This window comes from Sphingobacteriaceae bacterium (genome assembly GCA_002319075.1).
Taxonomy (GTDB): Bacteria; Bacteroidota; Bacteroidia; order B-17B0; family Aurantibacillaceae; genus Aurantibacillus.
This window is the reverse complement of sequence record NVQB01000001.1, coordinates 1,559,465-1,576,347: the sequence shown is the minus strand read 5'-3', so window position 1 is coordinate 1,576,347 and position 16,883 is coordinate 1,559,465. Positions and strand designations below refer to the sequence as shown.

Annotated in this window: 17 protein-coding genes; all 17 read left to right on the top strand. The window is 36.8% G+C overall.

The window, feature by feature from the left end:
• The first annotated feature begins 1 nt into the window (after position 1).
• The 17 genes from CNR22_06980 to CNR22_06900 are packed head-to-tail and all read left to right on the top strand — an operon-like array spanning position 2 to position 16,881.
• Positions 2-715, top strand: a complete 714-nt coding sequence (locus CNR22_06980; protein ID PBQ31518.1) for a CMP-N-acetylneuraminic acid synthetase — start codon at positions 2-4, stop codon at positions 713-715.
• Positions 708-1,682: a hypothetical protein gene (locus CNR22_06975; GenBank protein PBQ31517.1), complete on the top strand. Its 975-nt coding sequence runs from the start codon at positions 708-710 to the stop codon at positions 1,680-1,682. The genes CNR22_06980 and CNR22_06975 overlap by 8 nt, the downstream gene beginning before the upstream one ends.
• On the top strand, positions 1,667-2,623 hold the full coding sequence (locus CNR22_06970; GenBank protein ID PBQ31516.1) for a myo-inositol 2-dehydrogenase: 957 nt from the start codon (positions 1,667-1,669) through the stop codon (positions 2,621-2,623). The genes CNR22_06975 and CNR22_06970 overlap by 16 nt, the downstream gene beginning before the upstream one ends.
• Before the next feature lie 36 nt (positions 2,624-2,659).
• Entirely contained in the window at positions 2,660-3,571 is a 912-nt protein-coding gene (locus tag CNR22_06965) for a hypothetical protein (protein ID PBQ31515.1), read from the top strand.
• On the top strand, positions 3,571-5,145 hold the full coding sequence (locus CNR22_06960; protein PBQ31514.1) for a hypothetical protein: 1,575 nt from the start codon (positions 3,571-3,573) through the stop codon (positions 5,143-5,145). The genes CNR22_06965 and CNR22_06960 overlap by 1 nt, the downstream gene beginning before the upstream one ends.
• Before the next feature lies 1 nt (position 5,146).
• Positions 5,147-6,388: a hypothetical protein gene (locus CNR22_06955; GenBank protein ID PBQ31513.1), complete on the top strand. Its 1,242-nt coding sequence runs from the start codon at positions 5,147-5,149 to the stop codon at positions 6,386-6,388.
• On the top strand, positions 6,381-7,325 hold the full coding sequence (locus CNR22_06950) for a hypothetical protein (protein ID PBQ31512.1): 945 nt from the start codon (positions 6,381-6,383) through the stop codon (positions 7,323-7,325). Before CNR22_06955 ends, CNR22_06950 begins: the two co-directional genes overlap by 8 nt.
• Positions 7,326-7,348: 23 nt before the next feature.
• Complete coding sequence (locus CNR22_06945) at positions 7,349-8,458, top strand: ExsB family protein (protein ID PBQ31511.1); 1,110 nt, start codon at positions 7,349-7,351, stop codon at positions 8,456-8,458.
• Positions 8,459-8,470: 12 nt separating this feature from the next.
• A complete protein-coding gene (locus tag CNR22_06940) occupies positions 8,471-9,487 on the top strand; it encodes an oxidoreductase (protein PBQ31510.1) in 1,017 nt (338 codons plus the stop codon).
• Between the two features lies 1 nt (position 9,488).
• Entirely contained in the window at positions 9,489-9,950 is a 462-nt protein-coding gene (locus CNR22_06935) for a UDP-3-O-(3-hydroxymyristoyl)glucosamine N-acyltransferase (GenBank protein PBQ34846.1), read from the top strand.
• Positions 9,951-9,954: 4 nt separating this feature from the next.
• Positions 9,955-11,058, top strand: a complete 1,104-nt coding sequence (locus tag CNR22_06930; GenBank protein ID PBQ31509.1) for an erythromycin biosynthesis sensory transduction protein eryC1 — start codon at positions 9,955-9,957, stop codon at positions 11,056-11,058.
• A 2-nt stretch (positions 11,059-11,060) separates the two neighbouring features.
• Complete coding sequence (locus tag CNR22_06925; GenBank protein PBQ31508.1) at positions 11,061-12,305, top strand: hypothetical protein; 1,245 nt, start codon at positions 11,061-11,063, stop codon at positions 12,303-12,305.
• A 7-nt stretch (positions 12,306-12,312) separates the two neighbouring features.
• A complete protein-coding gene (locus CNR22_06920; GenBank protein PBQ31507.1) occupies positions 12,313-14,043 on the top strand; it encodes a hypothetical protein in 1,731 nt (576 codons plus the stop codon).
• A gap of 5 nt (positions 14,044-14,048) precedes the next feature.
• Positions 14,049-14,285, top strand: a complete 237-nt coding sequence (locus tag CNR22_06915; GenBank protein PBQ31506.1) for an acyl carrier protein — start codon at positions 14,049-14,051, stop codon at positions 14,283-14,285.
• Between the two features lie 3 nt (positions 14,286-14,288).
• Positions 14,289-14,684 (top strand): hypothetical protein, encoded by a 396-nt coding sequence (locus tag CNR22_06910; protein PBQ31505.1) that lies wholly within the window; start codon positions 14,289-14,291, stop codon positions 14,682-14,684.
• A complete protein-coding gene (locus tag CNR22_06905) occupies positions 14,681-15,403 on the top strand; it encodes an SDR family oxidoreductase (GenBank protein ID PBQ31504.1) in 723 nt (240 codons plus the stop codon). Before CNR22_06910 ends, CNR22_06905 begins: the two co-directional genes overlap by 4 nt.
• 5 nt (positions 15,404-15,408) lie before the next feature.
• Positions 15,409-16,881 (top strand): membrane-bound O-acyltransferase family protein, encoded by a 1,473-nt coding sequence (locus tag CNR22_06900; GenBank protein ID PBQ31503.1) that lies wholly within the window; start codon positions 15,409-15,411, stop codon positions 16,879-16,881.
• Positions 16,882-16,883 lie beyond the last annotated feature (2 nt).

Below are 16,883 nucleotides of genomic sequence, written 5' to 3'. Positions count from 1 at the left end.
GATGAAACTTGATAAATGTTTATTCGTAATTCCAGCCAGGGCAGGTTCTAAAGGCCTTCCTGGCAAAAATACTAAACTGCTAGATGGAAAGGCCCTGGTTAGTTATTCGCTTGAATATGCACTTCACTTTGTAAAGGCTGAATATATTTGTGTAACAACGGATGACGATAAGGTGATAGAACTGGCAGAGAAACTATCCATTCCCGTTTCATTTAAAAGACCACAAGAGTTAGCATCGGATACAGCTTCTGCCAATGATGTTATAAAACATGCGATAGGTTTTTTTAAAGAAAAGGGTCTCGATTTTAATAAAGTAATTTATTTACAACCTACTTCTCCATTCCGACTATACCGACATCTTGAAGAGGCCTTAGCGCTTTACGAGAGAGAACAGCCGGATATGGTGGTATCGGTTTGTGAATCGGGATTAAACCCTTATTTTTCGCTGTTTGAAGAAGATGGGAATGGAAATTTAAAGAGGTCAAAAGAATTGCCACTGAATGTTTCCAGGCGTCAGGATGTTCCTAAAACCTATATGTATAATGGTTCCATTTATATCATCCGAACCGAAAGCTTACTGAATGGAAATTTACACGAATTAAAAAGCATTAAAAAGTATGTGATGGAAGAAACATACGCTATAGATATTGATAATGAAACAGATTGGCTGTACGCACAATTTCTGGCTCAAAACAAGCACATAAACTATGACTAATATTGCGGTAATTGGCGCCGGGCAGATTGGCAGCAGGCATTTACAGGCGCTGGCCTCACTGGATGAAACTAACTATAAAATTTTTGTCGTTGATCCCACGCCGGAATCCCTGGCAACGGCGAGTAAAAGGTACAAGGAATTAAAACCTGAAGATAGTTCAGTTGTTTATTTAAACAACATGGAAGCCTTGCCTTCTGAAATAGAACTTGCGATTATAGCAACAGGTTCGATGGTTAGAAAAAGTATTACTCAAAGTTTACTGAGTACTAAGTTTGTAAAGCATCTTTTGCTGGAAAAATTTTTATTTCCTGCATTAGAAGACTATAACGAGATACACCAGTTGCTTGCTAAAAGTGGAACCAAAGCTTTTGTAAATTGTCCGCGAAGAATGTGGGATCTTTATAAAGTAGTTAAGACTTACGTAAAAGGACCACTGAGTTTTGAGGTTGCCGGCAACCTGTGGGGACTTGGTTCTAATGGTGTTCACATGTTGGACATATTTTCGTACCTTATAAATGATGCTGAAATAACTTTGGATGGTTCTCATCTGGATGAAAAGATTCACGAAAGCAAAAGAAGCGGTTATGTGGAGTTTACGGGTTCAATAACCGGTTCTGTAAAAGATGGAAGTTCTTTCAGGTGCACCTCTTACAATGCAGAAGCTTCACCTTTAACCTTGTTTTTAACAACAAAAACACACCGCATCATTATAAAAGAAGAAGGGGCCATAGCAACACTGCAAGTAAGTTCTGCCGAAAATAACTGGAAATGGGAAGAGAAACTAATTACCATTAAATTTCAGAGTAAATTAAGCGATATAGTAGTTAATGATTTGGGGGCAAGCGGCACTTGTGACTTGACGCCTTATGCCGTATCGGCCACCTTGCATACAAAAATGCTCAATCTCTTCCTGGCAAGAATGAGCCAAACGACTAATGAAAAAGTAAACATATGTCCGATAACTTAAACATACTACTTGTAGGAGCAAGCCAGATGGCTGTTGATTATCACAAAGTTCTTAAGGCACTGAAGTGTGAGGTAACCGTTGTTGGGAGGAGTAAAAGCGGTGTTGAAAAATTCAGGGAGCTTACAGGTTCAGAAGCTATTGAGGGAGGTCTCTCTGATTTTCTGCTCCACAATGATTTAAAAAGGTTTTCATCAGCAATTGTTGCTGTGGGTTTAGAAGAATTATTTGCCACCACAGTAGCCTTGCTGAAGGCAGGGATAAAAAAAATTCTTGTGGAAAAACCAGCCGGATTGAACTTTGAGGAAATTGAGAAACTTTCTTTGAGTGCACTGGAGATGAAAGCTGAAATTTATGTGGCTTATAACAGGAGATTTTACGAATCTGTTTTACAGGCTCGAAAAATTATAGAAGAAGACGGGGGTGTTTCTTCATTTCATTTTGAATTTACAGAGTGGTCGCACGTAATAGAAAAAATTGATAAAAAGCCTGGAATAAAAGAAAACTGGTTTCTTGCTAATTCTTCGCATGTTGTTGATCTGGCATTTTTTATGGGCGGAGAACCTGAAAAATTATCGGCCTACACGTCCGGAAGCTTAAGCTGGCATCCTGTAAGCATTTTCGCAGGATCAGGCATCACAAAGAAAGGCGCATTATTTACTTACCATTCTAACTGGGAAGCTCCGGGCAGATGGTTTGTAGAACTACTCACCAACAAACACCGCCTCATTTTAAAACCGCTCGAAGAATTGCATATTCAAAAACGCGGCAGTGTACTTGTAGAAAAAATGCAGTTGGATAGTGAATTAGATCTTAACTACAAACCTGGTTTGTTCAGGCAAACACAAGCTTTTGTGCATGGAAGTGGAAGTGATCTGTTTTCATTGCAAGATCATAAGATGAGGCTTAAGTATCTTAAACAAATAGTAAATCAAATAGATTAGAGTTTTAGTTTGAAACGATTTTTCTTAAAATTGAGCTTGTTTGTTTTTCCTTTAGCATTGCTGATACTTGCTTTGGAAATGAATGATGGATTGCTTCCTGTAGCTAATAGTAGTGTAGCACGTGTAAAAGTTGCTGCCAGCACAAACGCTCTTGATTATCTTTTTGTAGGACCTTCTTATTTTTACAACGGAATTTACACCCCGGCTTTTGATAGTGTCTTTAAAGCAACTTTTGTTTTAGGAGTTGCTACTGCCGGACCATATTTTTATGAAGTTGTGCTGGATGATTATCTGGCATGCTGCAAGGAGAAACCTAAAATTATTGTACTTAACCTTAATCCTGGTAGTTGTTCCGAAATTTTTGACAACTGGCAATTATATCCAATTCACCGGTACCTTAATAATCCATTAAGCAATGAATTTGTTGCCTATAAATATTCAGATTTCGGTGTATACACTTCATTATTACGGAAAAGCATCGAAAAAGCGGGTAAAAGTATGTTTCATAATAAATACCAATTGCAGGTTGATTTTGAGAATGCAAAAGAAGATGCTATTTTATATAAAGGATTTTTATCTTCAAGCGAAATAGTAAATGATTCCATTATTTCAGCAGAAAGCCATAGTTATCAGAAGTTTAAAATGGCAGAGTTTAGTGCGGTAAAAGCAAATTACTTTATTGAGCTCGTAAAAAAATACAAGAAAAAAAACACAGAAGTTAAGGTGCTGGAAACGCCCACGTTTAAATTAGATGATTATTTGAGCGAAAATTATAAGAGGCAGTATAGTCTGTTTAAAAAGAGGATGATAGAAAGTGGCATTGATTTTATACCTGCCCCTGATGATATGAACGACTACACTTACTTCTCTTCAGTGGATCATATGAATATTTCAGGCGCGAAATATTACACGAATTATTTACTAACTCAGTTAGGGCCTGTAAACTAATGAAAGTCGGAGTAATAAATACTATTTCAGCACGCCACATTAACCAGTTTCAAAAGGACGGAATTGAGAAAATTATCTTTACTAAAATAGAGGCATCTGTTAACTATAGTACCCTTGCATCCAATTTTACATTGGTAAATGCGTTTGAAAATACAAGCGAAGCCAACTGGTATAATTTCAACCTCGTTGCAGAAAAAACAAAAAAGCTTAGTTTGGCTTTTCCTGGAATTTTTATGTATAAAGGATACGACCTGCAAAAAGCGCTGAACAAAGACCTTTTCTGGGCTTATCTTTTTACAAATGCTTTACTGTTTGAAGCAAATAAGATTAAAGGTAATCCGTCATTCATTTTTTACGATGAAAGACCTGAAATAAAAAAGCGTCTTGCCTTAATTCGGAAGATTTTTTTATATAAACATAGTTCCTATCAGATACTACCGGAAAAGCAAGTAACAGCGATTGAAAAAAAAATAGCCTTTCGTTTAAATGATCCATTTATGGTAGATGTATATGGGAATTTATTTGAAAAGCTGGGAATTAAAAATGTTCTTCCATTTCAATCTATTAATAATAAAGATACCTCTGCTGTAAATAAACAAATGCTTGAAACTTTTGGACTTAACTTTACAACAAAAGCTGTGCAACGAAACCCGTTCAAATTATCCGGTTTTCAGAAAGTAAAATTGTTTTTCTACAATGAAGATCCTGATTTTATAAATACACTGATTTATTTAATGAACACCCTTTGTAATCATGTTGACGAATACGAACGTTTATTCAGCAATGGGGTTAAAAAAGTGATTCTGAATGCGGGAGAAAATGAGGGTGAAGGAAATGTACTTTGTATGGTTGCCTCTAAAATGAAAGGTGTGACATTTAATTATATGAATGGTACAAAAGCAAAGGATCCTCAGAACATGCACTCCTATTTTGATTATTGGTTTATGCCCGATCAAAATACACAAGAGCTGCTTCTGTCTTACTGTGAATTAAGTCCTGTTCAGCTGCCGGTTACCGGTCATGTTTTACAAGACAGTGCTGAACTTCATCAGTATTCGGGAACCTTAGATCTTGTTCTTGAGAAGATAAAAAATAAGAAAGTGATAGCTTTATTAACTTCGCGGATTTACGCCCTTGAGAAGCAGGATGTCTTGAAAATGCTGAGCAGTTATCTCGACAAGCATAAAGATGTAGTTGTACTAGTGCGAAAACATCCCAGTGAAACGGAGGGAAATGATGCTATGCATGAACGTATCCTTCCGGTACCTTCTTATACGGAAAGAATGGTGCAAAAAAGCTTATTTGATTTGTTTTTAAAATCGTCGGTGGCCATTTCTTTTTCTTCGATGGTCTCTTTTCAGGCTTCGTGGTTTAATATACCATCTATTAATTTTGAGCTTAGCGAAAAATCAAGACTTCCTTTTGTAGATGACAAAGCTGTTTTTCATGTAAATTCTCCCGTGATACTGGAAAAATATCTTGATGAATTTTTAATGGATGAAATGTGGAAACCTTTGGTAAATAACAGAGCTCATGCTTCTCAGAATATTGCTGACATTTTATTAAAAGAATAGAATGACAAAGATTTCTAAGGATATTTATTTTTTTACGGATACAACCGACACTTCTTTTATCTTAAATGATATTCAAAGTTTTGCTGCGACTTATAATCGTGTGGCTGTCTACACTTTTCAGTCTCTAAACAAAGAAGTTTTTCCGGAAAATGTCAGCATAAAACTTGTTGATTTTAAAGCTTACAACACAAAAAAAATTCTAAAGAAATATTTTTCTCTCATTTTATACACTGCAGTTGTAGAGCTTATTAAATATCCGAACTATATAATAAGGCCTCGATATTTGGCCCAGGCCGTAAGTTCGTTTATGAGAAATAGTTATTTAGCAGAAATAATAGATACAGATATCCGATCATCTGTTACAGAAAAGGTTTTTTTTACATTTTGGTTCAATGGCTGGGCAACGGCCCTGGCGGTTTTAAAAAGAAATAAAGTAATTACTTCCTTCTATAGCAGAATTCATGGTACAGACCTCTATGAATATAGAATTCCGGTTACACAGCGCATTCCATTCAGATGGTTTCAGTTGCAGTATGCAGACGGGGTATTTTCTGTTTCAAAAAAAGGAGCATCCTACCTGAAAGAAAAATATTCAAAGTACCAGGAAAAAATTGGCGTAAATTATCTAGGGGTGGCAGGATATTCGCTTACTAAACTTGAAGCAGGAGATTACTTTACCCTGGTTTCCTGTTCTATTATGGACGTGATCAAGCGGGTGTATCTCATTCCGGAAATATTGAAATATATTGATTTCCCTGTCCGTTGGGTGCACTTCGGAGAAAAAGTGGAGAGTGATCCAACGCGTCAGCTATTTCTTAAAAACATAGAAAATCTCAATCAACATCACAAAAATATTAAGGTGGATCTAATGGGTTTTACACCAAATAAAAATGTGCTGGAATTTTATAAAACCACTTCTGTTAATCTTTTCATAAGTGTTAGTGAATCTGAAGGGCTTCCGGTTAGTATGATGGAAAGCATCGGTTTTGGTATTCCGGTTATGGCAACCGATGTAGGTGGTTGCAGCGAGATTGTAAATGATCAAACAGGAATTCTCATCCCGAAGAATTTCGATGCGTTTAAAGTCGCTGAACAATTAAAAGAATTTATGAAGTCAGCGAAAAATTCTGATAATTTTAGAATGGGAGCGAACAGATTTTGCGATGAAAACTTTAACAGGAAAACTAATTTTGAGAAGTTAAATGTGCTTATGCACCAATTAGCAAGTAAAAGAGATGAATGAAAAAATAAAAAATATATTTGCGTATCCTTTTTGGCGACAATCTGTTGAGCTCGGTGATGGGCTAAGGACGCCAGGTTTTATAAATGCAACACTTTGGGACTCTTTACAGTTACCCAAAAATCTTAACGGAAAATCTTTCCTCGATGTGGGAGCAAATGATGGACTTTTGTCTTTTGAGGCAGAAAAAAGAGGAGCTTCAAAAATAGTCGCTTCCGACCTTTATAAAGAGGGTATAGATACAATGAAGAATGGCTGGTCGCTTCAAGGAGTGAGTTTGTTAAAAGAGTATCTTCATTCAAAGGTAGAGCTGCATAAAGAAGGTATTTATCAGCTTGATAAGATGCAGCAGAAGTTCGATGTGGTTTTAGTTAATAATGTTATTGTTTGGCTTGAAGATCTTGATTTGGCCATTGATCAGTTGTCGAAGGTAACATCCGGTACCCTTTATCTTGCAGATGGTTTTCTTGTGGATAATAAGGAACCAAAGCGTGTCAATGGGAAGGCTGGATCTATGCGTTATATGTATAACCTGAAATACATGACCCAGGCCCTTGAAAAACATGGGTTTAAAGTTGATGCGATAACAACTTATAATAATCAAAAAGTTTTTACGAAAAATTTTATAGAGTTACCCCAAATTAAAGTAAAGCAAGGGACTAAAATTTACAAGGTTCCTGAGCAGGCTTCTGACTACAAAATTTCGGAAAAGACACTACAAGGGCAGGTCAATATGAAACACAATGGCTATCTGCATCTTGCTGAAGAAGGTTGGTTTAACGAGGCAGAAGTTACCGTTGAATACTTTAAGCCTTCAAAGCTTTATCTTCTGTCTTCCGGTCTGGGTATGCTTACTTTGTATTATAGATTTCTACAATACAAACACATTCAGAAAAATGGAAATACAGCTTATATCATTAAAGCAACAAAATCAAATTAAAATTTATACGATTAAATAAACATATGTTAAAGTGTAGCAATTGTATATTAACCAGCGAAGATTCAGATGTGTTTGCGCTCGACGAAAAAGGTATCTGTAATTATTGTAACTATTATTATAGTTCGGTAAACAAACTTGGCGACGCAGCGCAGCGGAAAAAATGGCTGGATACCAAAGTAAATGAAATTAAGCTAGCAGGTAAAGGAAAAGCATATGACTGTATATTAGGGGTTAGTGGAGGGGTGGATAGCTCGTATCTTGCTTACTGGACAAAGCAGCAAGGTTTGCGCCCGCTGATGGTGCACTTCGACAATGGATGGAACAGCGAACTGGCCGTTAAAAACATTGAGAGCCTCTGCGATAGGTTAGGATATGAATTGCAAACACATGTTATTAATTGGGAAGAGTTTAAAGAGTTGCAACTGGCCTATTTAAAGGCCGGAGTGGTGGATATAGAAGCCATCACCGACCACGCTATTTATTCCACAATTTTAAATATTGCCCAGAAGTATAAAATTAAATACACCATTAACGGGTTTAATTTCGCCACAGAAGCTATCATGCCCAAAGGATGGGCTTTTGATAAAATGGACTGGAAAAACATTGTGGATATTTACAGTAAATACGGTTCCGGAAAACCACTTAAAACGTTTCCACATGTTACTTTCTGGAAAAAACTTTATTACCATTGGTTCTTGAAACTTGAGTCGATACAGGTATTAAATTACCTGAATTACAATAAAGACCAGGCAGTAGAGGTTATTACAAAAGAAGTTGGATGGCGCAATTATGGCGGTAAACATCACGAATCAATTTTTACGAAATTTTATCAGACATACATTCTGCCACAAAAATTTAAAATAGATAAACGTAGAGCGCATTTGGCCACGCTCATCTGCTCGGGCCAGGTTACTAAAGAACAAGCGCTGCTTGAATTGCAAAAGCCGCCCTATAACCCCGAAGAAATTTTAAAAGAGAGAGAATATGTTTTAAAAAAACTCGGACTTTCGGAGGAAGCATTTGAAAAAATTATGCAGGAAAAACCAAGAAGCCATTTTGAATTTAAGACCGAGAAACAGATGTGGAGCAACTACTTTAAATTTCTAAAAATTTTAAAACCCTGGAAAAAATAATATAAAGATCCCATGAGCAAAATTAAATTCGCCATAGTTGGTTGTGGCAGTATAGGAAAAAGACACATTGCAGTGCTGGATGCCGAGCCGGAAGCCGAGATCGTAGCAATTTGTGATATAGATGAAAAAAAATGCAAGGAGCAAGCGGCTTTGTATCAGAATATTCCCTATTACACCTCGTATGATAAAATGCTTTCAGAAATAAAGGCAGATGTGGTAAATGTTGTGACTCCGCACGCGCTCCACGCAGAAATGACTATCAAAGCATTAGATAAAAAATTTAATGTATTGGTTGAAAAACCAATGGCATTAACGATGAAAGATTGCAATGCCATGAATGCCGCTGCCGAAAAAAACAAGATGAAACTTTGGGTGGTAAAACAAAATCGTCATAATGTTCCTGTAAAACTTGCTAAGGATGCCATAGATAAAGGCATGCTTGGGAAAATTTTTATGGTAAAATGCGATATCCTGTGGAACCGCTATCAGGGTTATTACGACGAGTCGCCATGGAGGGGAAAAAAGAAGGAAGAAGGAGGCGCACTTTTTACGCAGGCTAGTCATTTTATTGATTTACTTGTTTGGTGGTGTGGCGACGTTGTGGATGTGAAAGCTTTTATGGAAACGCAAAATCACAACATTGAGACGGAAGATTCCGGAAATGTAATTGTGAAATTTTCTTCTGGTGCTATGGGTAGCATCAATTGGACAACCTGCGTATACAATAAAAATTACGAAGGGAGTATTACCATTGTGGGAGAATTTGGGACCATCAAAATTGGTGGTCAGTACCTGAATAAAATTGAATTCTGGGATGTAAGAGGATACCCTCTGCAGGAAGGAATAGAATTTACAGACAAACCCAACGCATACGGAAAATACCAGGGAACAAGTTCAAATCACGATAAGGTTGTAAAGACAATTATCGAAACACTTCGTAATAACACGGTGGATGTTAGCGCTGTGGAAGGCTTTGAAGGCATGCGCTGCGTGGATGCTATTGAAAAAATGTACAATTCACTTAATTAAGATGAGCACCTCTCCTAAACTATTTGCATCAGCTATCAAGGATGTCAACTTCGGTAAAAATGTAAAAATCATTGAACCCGTAAATATTTATGGTTGTTCTATTGGGGATGAAACTTTTATTGGCCCCTTTGTTGAAATTCAGAAAGACGTTTTTATTGGAGAACGCTGTAAAGTGCAATCACATACATTTATTTGCGAACTGGTAACAGTTGGTAACGATTGCTTTATTGGCCATGGGGTTATGTTTGTTAACGATTTATTTTCTAATGGTGGTCCCGCACGTGGAAATAAGGCTTTATGGAAATCCACCAGTATAGGCAACCATGTGTCAATCGGATCCAATGCTACCATTTTACCGGTAACTATTTGCGACCAGGTAGTGATTGGCGCAGGTGCAGTTGTTACAAAAAATATTACAGAGCCAGGTACCTATGTAGGAAATCCTGCAAAAAAACTAAAATAGAAAAATGAAAATACCATTTGTAGATCTGCAGGCGCAGTACCAGACAATTAAAGAAGAGATAGACACTGCTATGAGCAATGTTATGAAAGAAACCGCTTTTGTAGGCGGGGCAGGAAATAAATACGTGAGAATTTTTGAAGAAGAGTTTTCAAAATACCTTGGAGTTAAACACACTATCAGTTGTGCAAACGGCACAGATTCGATAGAGATATTGTTAGAAGCCTTTGGTGTGGGAGCTGGTGATGAAGTAATCATTCCTGCGTTATCCTGGATTTCAACCTCTGAAGCGGTGGGACGGATCGGCGCTAAACCGGTTTTTGTGGATGTTAACCCTGACACTTTACTGATCGATGTTTTAAGGATAGAAGAAAAGATCACAAAAAACACAAAAGTAATTATGCCGGTTCATTTGTATGGCAACGCTGTAGATATGATAAGTATTATGGACATTGCTACGAAACATAAGTTAATAGTTATTGAAGATTGTGCCCAATCTCACGGTGCGAAATTTAATGGCAAACTTGCTGGTACTTTTGGTCATGCAGCTTCCTTTAGTTTTTATCCCGGGAAAAATCTCGGTGCTTATGGAGATGCGGGAGCGATTACTACCGACACGGAAGAGATAGCATCGAAGTGCAGAATGATTGGTAACCATGGCCAATTGAAAAAACACACACATGTCATGGAAGGGAGAAACTCACGCATGGACGGTCTTCACGCAGCTGTACTTTCTGTAAAATTAAAACACCTTGATAAGTGGAACAGCCAGAGAAATGCGAATGCGCTCTCATACAGGGAAAAAATAAACAACAAGTCCATTCAACTTCCGGTTGAAAATAAGCATGCCTATCACGTTTATCATCTTTTTGTTATTAGAACTGAAAAGCGCGATGAACTCAAAGCTTCGTTGGAAAAAAATAACGTTGAAGTCGCCGTTCACTATCCAGTAGCCCTGCCCTTCGTAGATGCTTATAAAAAATATGGGTATACGCCCGAAGACTTTCCTGTGTCATTTGCGGAAACAAAAAAAATACTTTCTATTCCAATGTTCCCTGAATTATCAAACGAACAGATAAATACAGTGAGTGATCTGGTAAACGCCTTTTGATTTTGAAAAAAAACATATTGCTGATTTGCTGGGATTTTCCGCCGAATGACGGAATTGGAGGGAGGCGCTGGGCCAAACTGGCGAAAGGTCTGCAGCAACATGGATATTTTTTACATGTCATAAAAGCTGAAATACCTCGCGGCAATAATGTTTCGCCCTGGTTTAAGGATGTAAAAAATGAACACATTTTACTTTATGAACTAAAGCCCTATTGGTTAAAACTATGGTTAAACGATTACACGAGCCTGTTTTCAAAAATCAAAATTAAAATAGCTCAACTGGCATTAAGCATCGGATTTAAGGGAACCATTTATGATAAGGCAATCGGAATTCAGAAACGATTTCTGCATCTTTCTAAGTCTATTATTGAGAAAAATAAAATTGACGAACTTATTGTAACCGGAGCGCCGTTTAATATTATCTATTATGCTGCTCTGTTAAAAAAGGAATTTCCAGATCTTCGTATAATTGCCGATTACCGTGATCCCTGGATAAATTCGGTTAACTATGGAATAGCGGAACTGTCTGAAAAAAGGTTGCAGGAAGAAAAAAATAAACAGGACCTCGTTTTTAAGTATGCTGATGTTATAACTGCGCCAAATGAATTTTTGATAGAACAAATTAAAGAAACACATACGGGAAAAAGCAACTCAGTTCAATTTAAAGCTCTGCCTCATTTTTTTGATCCTGATGATTTTATTCTATCAAAACCACAGGCTAAAGATCCAGCAATGTTAAAGCTTGTTTATGCAGGGGCATTGTACAACGATTCTGACAGGTACCTGGAACTTCTGGCGGATGCTCTTTTAGTTTTAAAAAAAAATTACCCGGAGGTTGCAGTGCAAATAGACTTTTACACAAATCATACTACAAAAGTTTTTCTGAATAAAGGCCTGAATAATAGCGTGAGATTTTTAAATCCAATCGGCGATAAAATTTTTGAGGTAATAAGCAATTATGATTTTTCATTGATACTTTTGGCCGATCACAATAAAGATTTTAAAACAACCAAATTTTTTGAATTTCTTCCTTACCGTGTTCCTTATTTATATGTTGGACCCGAAGGGTTTGTTTCAAACAGCATAGCGAACGAAAAATTAGGATATGTTCTTAAAAGTAAACAGGATCTGACCGACATTTATAATAACAGGCTTCATAAAACAGAATTAAGTGGCTTTAACTCTATAGCGCAGCATTCATTATCTGCAGTCGTACAAAAGTTAATTCCGCTTTTAAAAAATAATTAAAGAACTAATGAAAGATTTTTTTAAACTCAAAAACAATCTCAAAAAAGATTTCTCTCCCTTAAAAAAAATTAAAGTGGCTTTGCTAGGCGACACCGCTACCCAATTCTTAACACAAGCCCTAAAAGGCGAAGCCTACGATCATGGATTTAATCTCGATCTATTTGAGGCAGATTTTGATCAGATAGAGCGTCAGGTATTTGACGAGGGATCAGAATTATATGAGTTTAAACCTGAGATCGTAATCATTTTTCAATCGAGTCATAAACTCGTAAGTAAGTATAACAAGATGCCGCCGTCTGAACATTCTCTGCTGGCATCTGAACGTATAGCTACTATTGATAGCCTTTATACAACAGTGTCCGCAACCCTTGGCGCTAAAGTTATCTATTATAATTATTCAGAAATAAATGATTCTGTTTTTGGAAACTATGCGAACAAAATAGAATCTTCTTTTTTATTCCAACTACGTAAATTAAATTATGAGTTGATGAACTACGCTGTATCGCATCCTAACTTTTATATTTGCGACCTTGCATCCATTCAAAACGGATCGGGTAAACCTTCAGTATTTCAGACTTCCATTTACATTAATACCGAAATGGTGTTGAGTTTGGATATTTTGCCGCTTGTTGCTTCCAGAACGCTGGATCTTGTTGGAGCCATGCACGGTAAAACAAAAAAATGCCTTATCCTCGATCTTGATAATACAATGTGGGGCGGAATTATAGGCGATGATGGAATGGAGAATATTCAGATCGGTACTTTGGGTATTGGAAAAGCATTTACCGAATTTCAGGGTTGGATAAAAAAATTAAAAAACAGGGGAATTATTCTTGCTGTATGTAGTAAAAATACTGAATCTATTGCGCGTGAGCCATTTGAGAAACATCCGGATATGGTAATTAAGATGGATGATATTGCCGTATTTGTTGCTAACTGGGAAAACAAGGCGGATAACATCCGTCATATACAAAGTATTTTAAACATAGGTTTTGATTCGATGGTTTTTCTGGATGATAATCCTTTTGAAAGAAACATCGTACGAGAAAACATTCCTGAAATTACAGTTCCAGAACTACCGGAAGACCCTGCGGATTACCTCGAATATCTGTATACTTTAAATTTATTCGAAACAATTTCCTTTTCTAATGAAGATGTTGAAAGAACAAAACTCTATAAGATAGAGGCTGAGCGTGCTGTACTCTCAAAGAGTTTTACGAATGAAGAAGATTTTTTGAAAAATCTTGAAATGATTTCTGTAGTTGAGCCATTTACGAAATTTAACACTCCCCGTGTAGCACAACTGTCGCAGCGTTCTAACCAGTTTAATTTGCGAACCGTTCGTTACACCGAAGCCGACATTGAAACTGTTGCGGCATCGGAAAACTATTTTTCTTTCTCTTTCACGCTCAAAGATAAATTTGGCGACAATGGAATGATCTGTGCGGTTATTCTTAAAAAGGAAAATACCGAAACCTTGTTTATAGATACCTGGTTTATGAGTTGCAGGGTTCTTAAACGCGGCATGGAGAATTTTGTGTTAAATACAATCTCAAATTTCGCTAAGGAGAAAAATTATAAATTTATTAAAGGAGAATATTTACCAACAGCAAAAAATGGTATGGTAAAGGATCATTACGCGAATCTTGGTTTCTCGGCTTCAGGCGAACATTGGATTCTCGATACGCAATCGCATCAGGGAAAAACGACTTATATAAAAACATATCATAATAATTAAAAACAATGGAAAGACAAGAGATTTTAAAAAACGTAAACGCAATTTTTATAGATGTTCTGGATGATGAGAGCATAAAATTATCTGAAACTACCACGGCGGCTGATGTCGAAGGGTGGGATTCTCTGACCCATATTCAACTAGTAGTTTCCGTGGAAAAATTCTTTAAGATTCGGTTTACATCTAAAGAAATTCAAAGCTGGCAAAATGTTGGACAAATGATAGATTGTATTTTAACTAAATAAGGTATGCACTTCAGAAAGGACGAGCTTTTCGAAAACACATTTACTGTAAGTGAAGAAATTTACGATCGTTTCATAATGACCTTTCAGGATAAAAATCCTTTACATACAGATCAGGCGTTTGCTACAAGTAAAGGGTTCATGAGTAGGGTAATGCACGGGAATATTTTGAACGGATTTTTATCTTATTTCATCGGAGAATGTCTCCCCATCAAAAATGTTATAATTCATTCGCAGGACATCCAGTTTAAAAATCCTGTGTACATGAATAACATATTAACTTTTGAGGCAAAAGTAAACGAAGTCTTTGAATCTGTAAATGCCGTGGAATTCAAGTTTTCTTTTAAAAACGAGGAAGCCAAAGTGGTAGCTAAAGGAAAAATACAAATCGGGATTATATGAGAATTTTTATTACTGGCGGAGCTTCCGGATTAGGAGAAGCAATCACAAAAAAATTAGCCGGCGTTTCTTCAAACGAAGTTTACTTTACCTATAATTCTTCCGGTGATAACGCGCAGAAAATAAAAAGTGAGTTTGAAAATACCTATCCTGTTCGTTGCAATTTTAATAACGAAGAAGAACTAAAAAATCTTTGTACGAAAATAGAAGAGATTTCTCCCGATGTTTTGATAAACAATGCTTACACAGGTTCATTTATCAATTCTTATTTTCATAAAACGGATGCGAACGACTTTTTATCTGAGTTTAAAATAAATGTACTCTCCACCATTATGATAACCCAGGCCGCTCTCACTGTTTTTCGCAAAAAGAAGGGGGGTAAGATAATAACGGTGCTAACATCTGCGCTGGTTAATACGCCTCCCATCGGAAGTTCCGTTTATGTCGCCAACAAGGCCTATCTCGAAGAGCTAACCAAGGTGTGGGCTGTTGAGAATGCGAGGTTTAATATTACATCCAACTCTGTTTCACCCGCTTTTATGCTAACCTCTTTTACCAATGCCATAGACGAAAGGCTTATTGAACAAATGACGGAGAGTCATCCTTTGAAAAAACTACTGGATCCTGCTGAAGTGGCGGAAACTATTCTTTTTTTGAGCACAGCCGGAACTCAATTAAATGGAGTTAACCTGGTAATTAATGCGGCCGCAACTCTTAAATAAAAACTATGTTGTTTAACTCACTTCCTTTCCTCCTCTTTTTCACCCTGTTTTTTTTCATTTATTGGCTTGCGTTTGCACGCTCTTTAAAAATTCAGAATCTTTTTCTGCTCGCTGGAAGCTATTTTTTCTACGCCTGGTGGGATTGGCGCTTTTTAATGCTCCTGATAGCTAGCTCTTTCCTTAATTATATACTTGGTATTTATATTCATAAATCGGAAAATCAAAAGACACGTAACCTCCTTGTATTTATTGGCCTTGCGCAGGGTCTCGGTGGTTTGTTGATTTTTAAGTATTTAAATTTTTTTATTGATTCTTTTGTTAACCTCCTTCATTATTTTAATGTTGAGCCAAACATTCACACATTGAATCTCTTAATGCCTTTGGGAATAAGTTTCTATACTTTTAGAACCATAAGTTATCTGCTTGATGTGGAGAAAGGTAAAACGGAACCTGTCCGGAATTGGTGCGTCTTCTTTAATTATGTGTCTTTTTTTCCGAGCGTTATTTCGGGTCCAATCGATCGCGCAACCTTGCTTGTACCTCAATTGAGCAACAAACGCCAATTTGATTATAATTTAGCAACAGACGGCATGAGGCAAATACTCTGGGGTTTGTTTAAAAAGATTGTTATTGCAGACAATTGCGCCACCATAACAAATTCGGTTTTTGAAAACTATGATACCTTGCCGGCAAGTTCTCTGCTGATAGGAGCTTTTTTTTACACTCTGCAAATTTATGCCGATTTCTCTGGCTATTCAGATACGGCTATCGGAATTGCAAAACTATTAGGCTTTACTATTACACGCAATTTCGAGTATCCCTTTTTCGCCCAGAATATTGCCGAGTTTTGGCGTAAGTGGCATATCTCTCTTACCAGCTGGTTAACGGAGTATGTGTTCACGCCACTCTCTATTGCTTTTAGAAATTATGATCAGAAAGGTTTGATAGCGGCTATTCTTGTTAATTTTACACTTATAGGAATATGGCATGGTGCAAACTGGACATTTGTACTATTTGGATTTTTACAAGGCTGTTATTTTATTCCGCTCATATTAAAAGGTACCATCAACAAGCGAAAAAAAATAGCGAAAGATCAGGTGCTACCTACATGGAAAGAATTTTCGAACATGCTGAAAACATTTACTCTGGTGATGTTCACTTTTATCCTGTTCAGATCAGATACCATTACCGATGCTTTTTATTACTTTAAAGATCTTTTTTCAACTTCTCTCTTTTCACAGCCCCAACTAAGTGATAAAGTAAATACTGTTGCTCTGCTTATATTTATTTTTTTAATGATTTGCATAGAATGGGTGCAACGCGACAAACAACACGCTTTGCAATTTGCTCTGCCAATAGAACCACAGGGAAGCTGGTTTGCAAAAAAAACGCTGAGATGGGCTATTTATATTTTAATAATTTTTTCGATTTTATGTTTCGAAGGCAAGGAACAGGATTTTATTTATTTCAGATTCTAGTA

Coding starts and splice junctions, on each gene's coding strand:
- CNR22_06980 (PBQ31518.1), top strand. CDS start 2: ATGAAACTTGATAAATGTTTATTCGTAATTCCAGCCAGGGCAGGTTCT.
- CNR22_06975 (PBQ31517.1), top strand. CDS start 708: ATGACTAATATTGCGGTAATTGGCGCCGGGCAGATTGGCAGCAGGCAT.
- CNR22_06970 (PBQ31516.1), top strand. CDS start 1,667: ATGTCCGATAACTTAAACATACTACTTGTAGGAGCAAGCCAGATGGCT.
- CNR22_06960 (PBQ31514.1), top strand. CDS start 3,571: ATGAAAGTCGGAGTAATAAATACTATTTCAGCACGCCACATTAACCAG.
- CNR22_06955 (PBQ31513.1), top strand. CDS start 5,147: ATGACAAAGATTTCTAAGGATATTTATTTTTTTACGGATACAACCGAC.
- CNR22_06950 (PBQ31512.1), top strand. CDS start 6,381: ATGAATGAAAAAATAAAAAATATATTTGCGTATCCTTTTTGGCGACAA.
- CNR22_06945 (PBQ31511.1), top strand. CDS start 7,349: ATGTTAAAGTGTAGCAATTGTATATTAACCAGCGAAGATTCAGATGTG.
- CNR22_06940 (PBQ31510.1), top strand. CDS start 8,471: ATGAGCAAAATTAAATTCGCCATAGTTGGTTGTGGCAGTATAGGAAAA.
- CNR22_06935 (PBQ34846.1), top strand. CDS start 9,489: ATGAGCACCTCTCCTAAACTATTTGCATCAGCTATCAAGGATGTCAAC.
- CNR22_06930 (PBQ31509.1), top strand. CDS start 9,955: ATGAAAATACCATTTGTAGATCTGCAGGCGCAGTACCAGACAATTAAA.
- CNR22_06920 (PBQ31507.1), top strand. CDS start 12,313: ATGAAAGATTTTTTTAAACTCAAAAACAATCTCAAAAAAGATTTCTCT.
- CNR22_06915 (PBQ31506.1), top strand. CDS start 14,049: ATGGAAAGACAAGAGATTTTAAAAAACGTAAACGCAATTTTTATAGAT.
- CNR22_06910 (PBQ31505.1), top strand. CDS start 14,289: ATGCACTTCAGAAAGGACGAGCTTTTCGAAAACACATTTACTGTAAGT.
- CNR22_06905 (PBQ31504.1), top strand. CDS start 14,681: ATGAGAATTTTTATTACTGGCGGAGCTTCCGGATTAGGAGAAGCAATC.
- CNR22_06900 (PBQ31503.1), top strand. CDS start 15,409: ATGTTGTTTAACTCACTTCCTTTCCTCCTCTTTTTCACCCTGTTTTTT.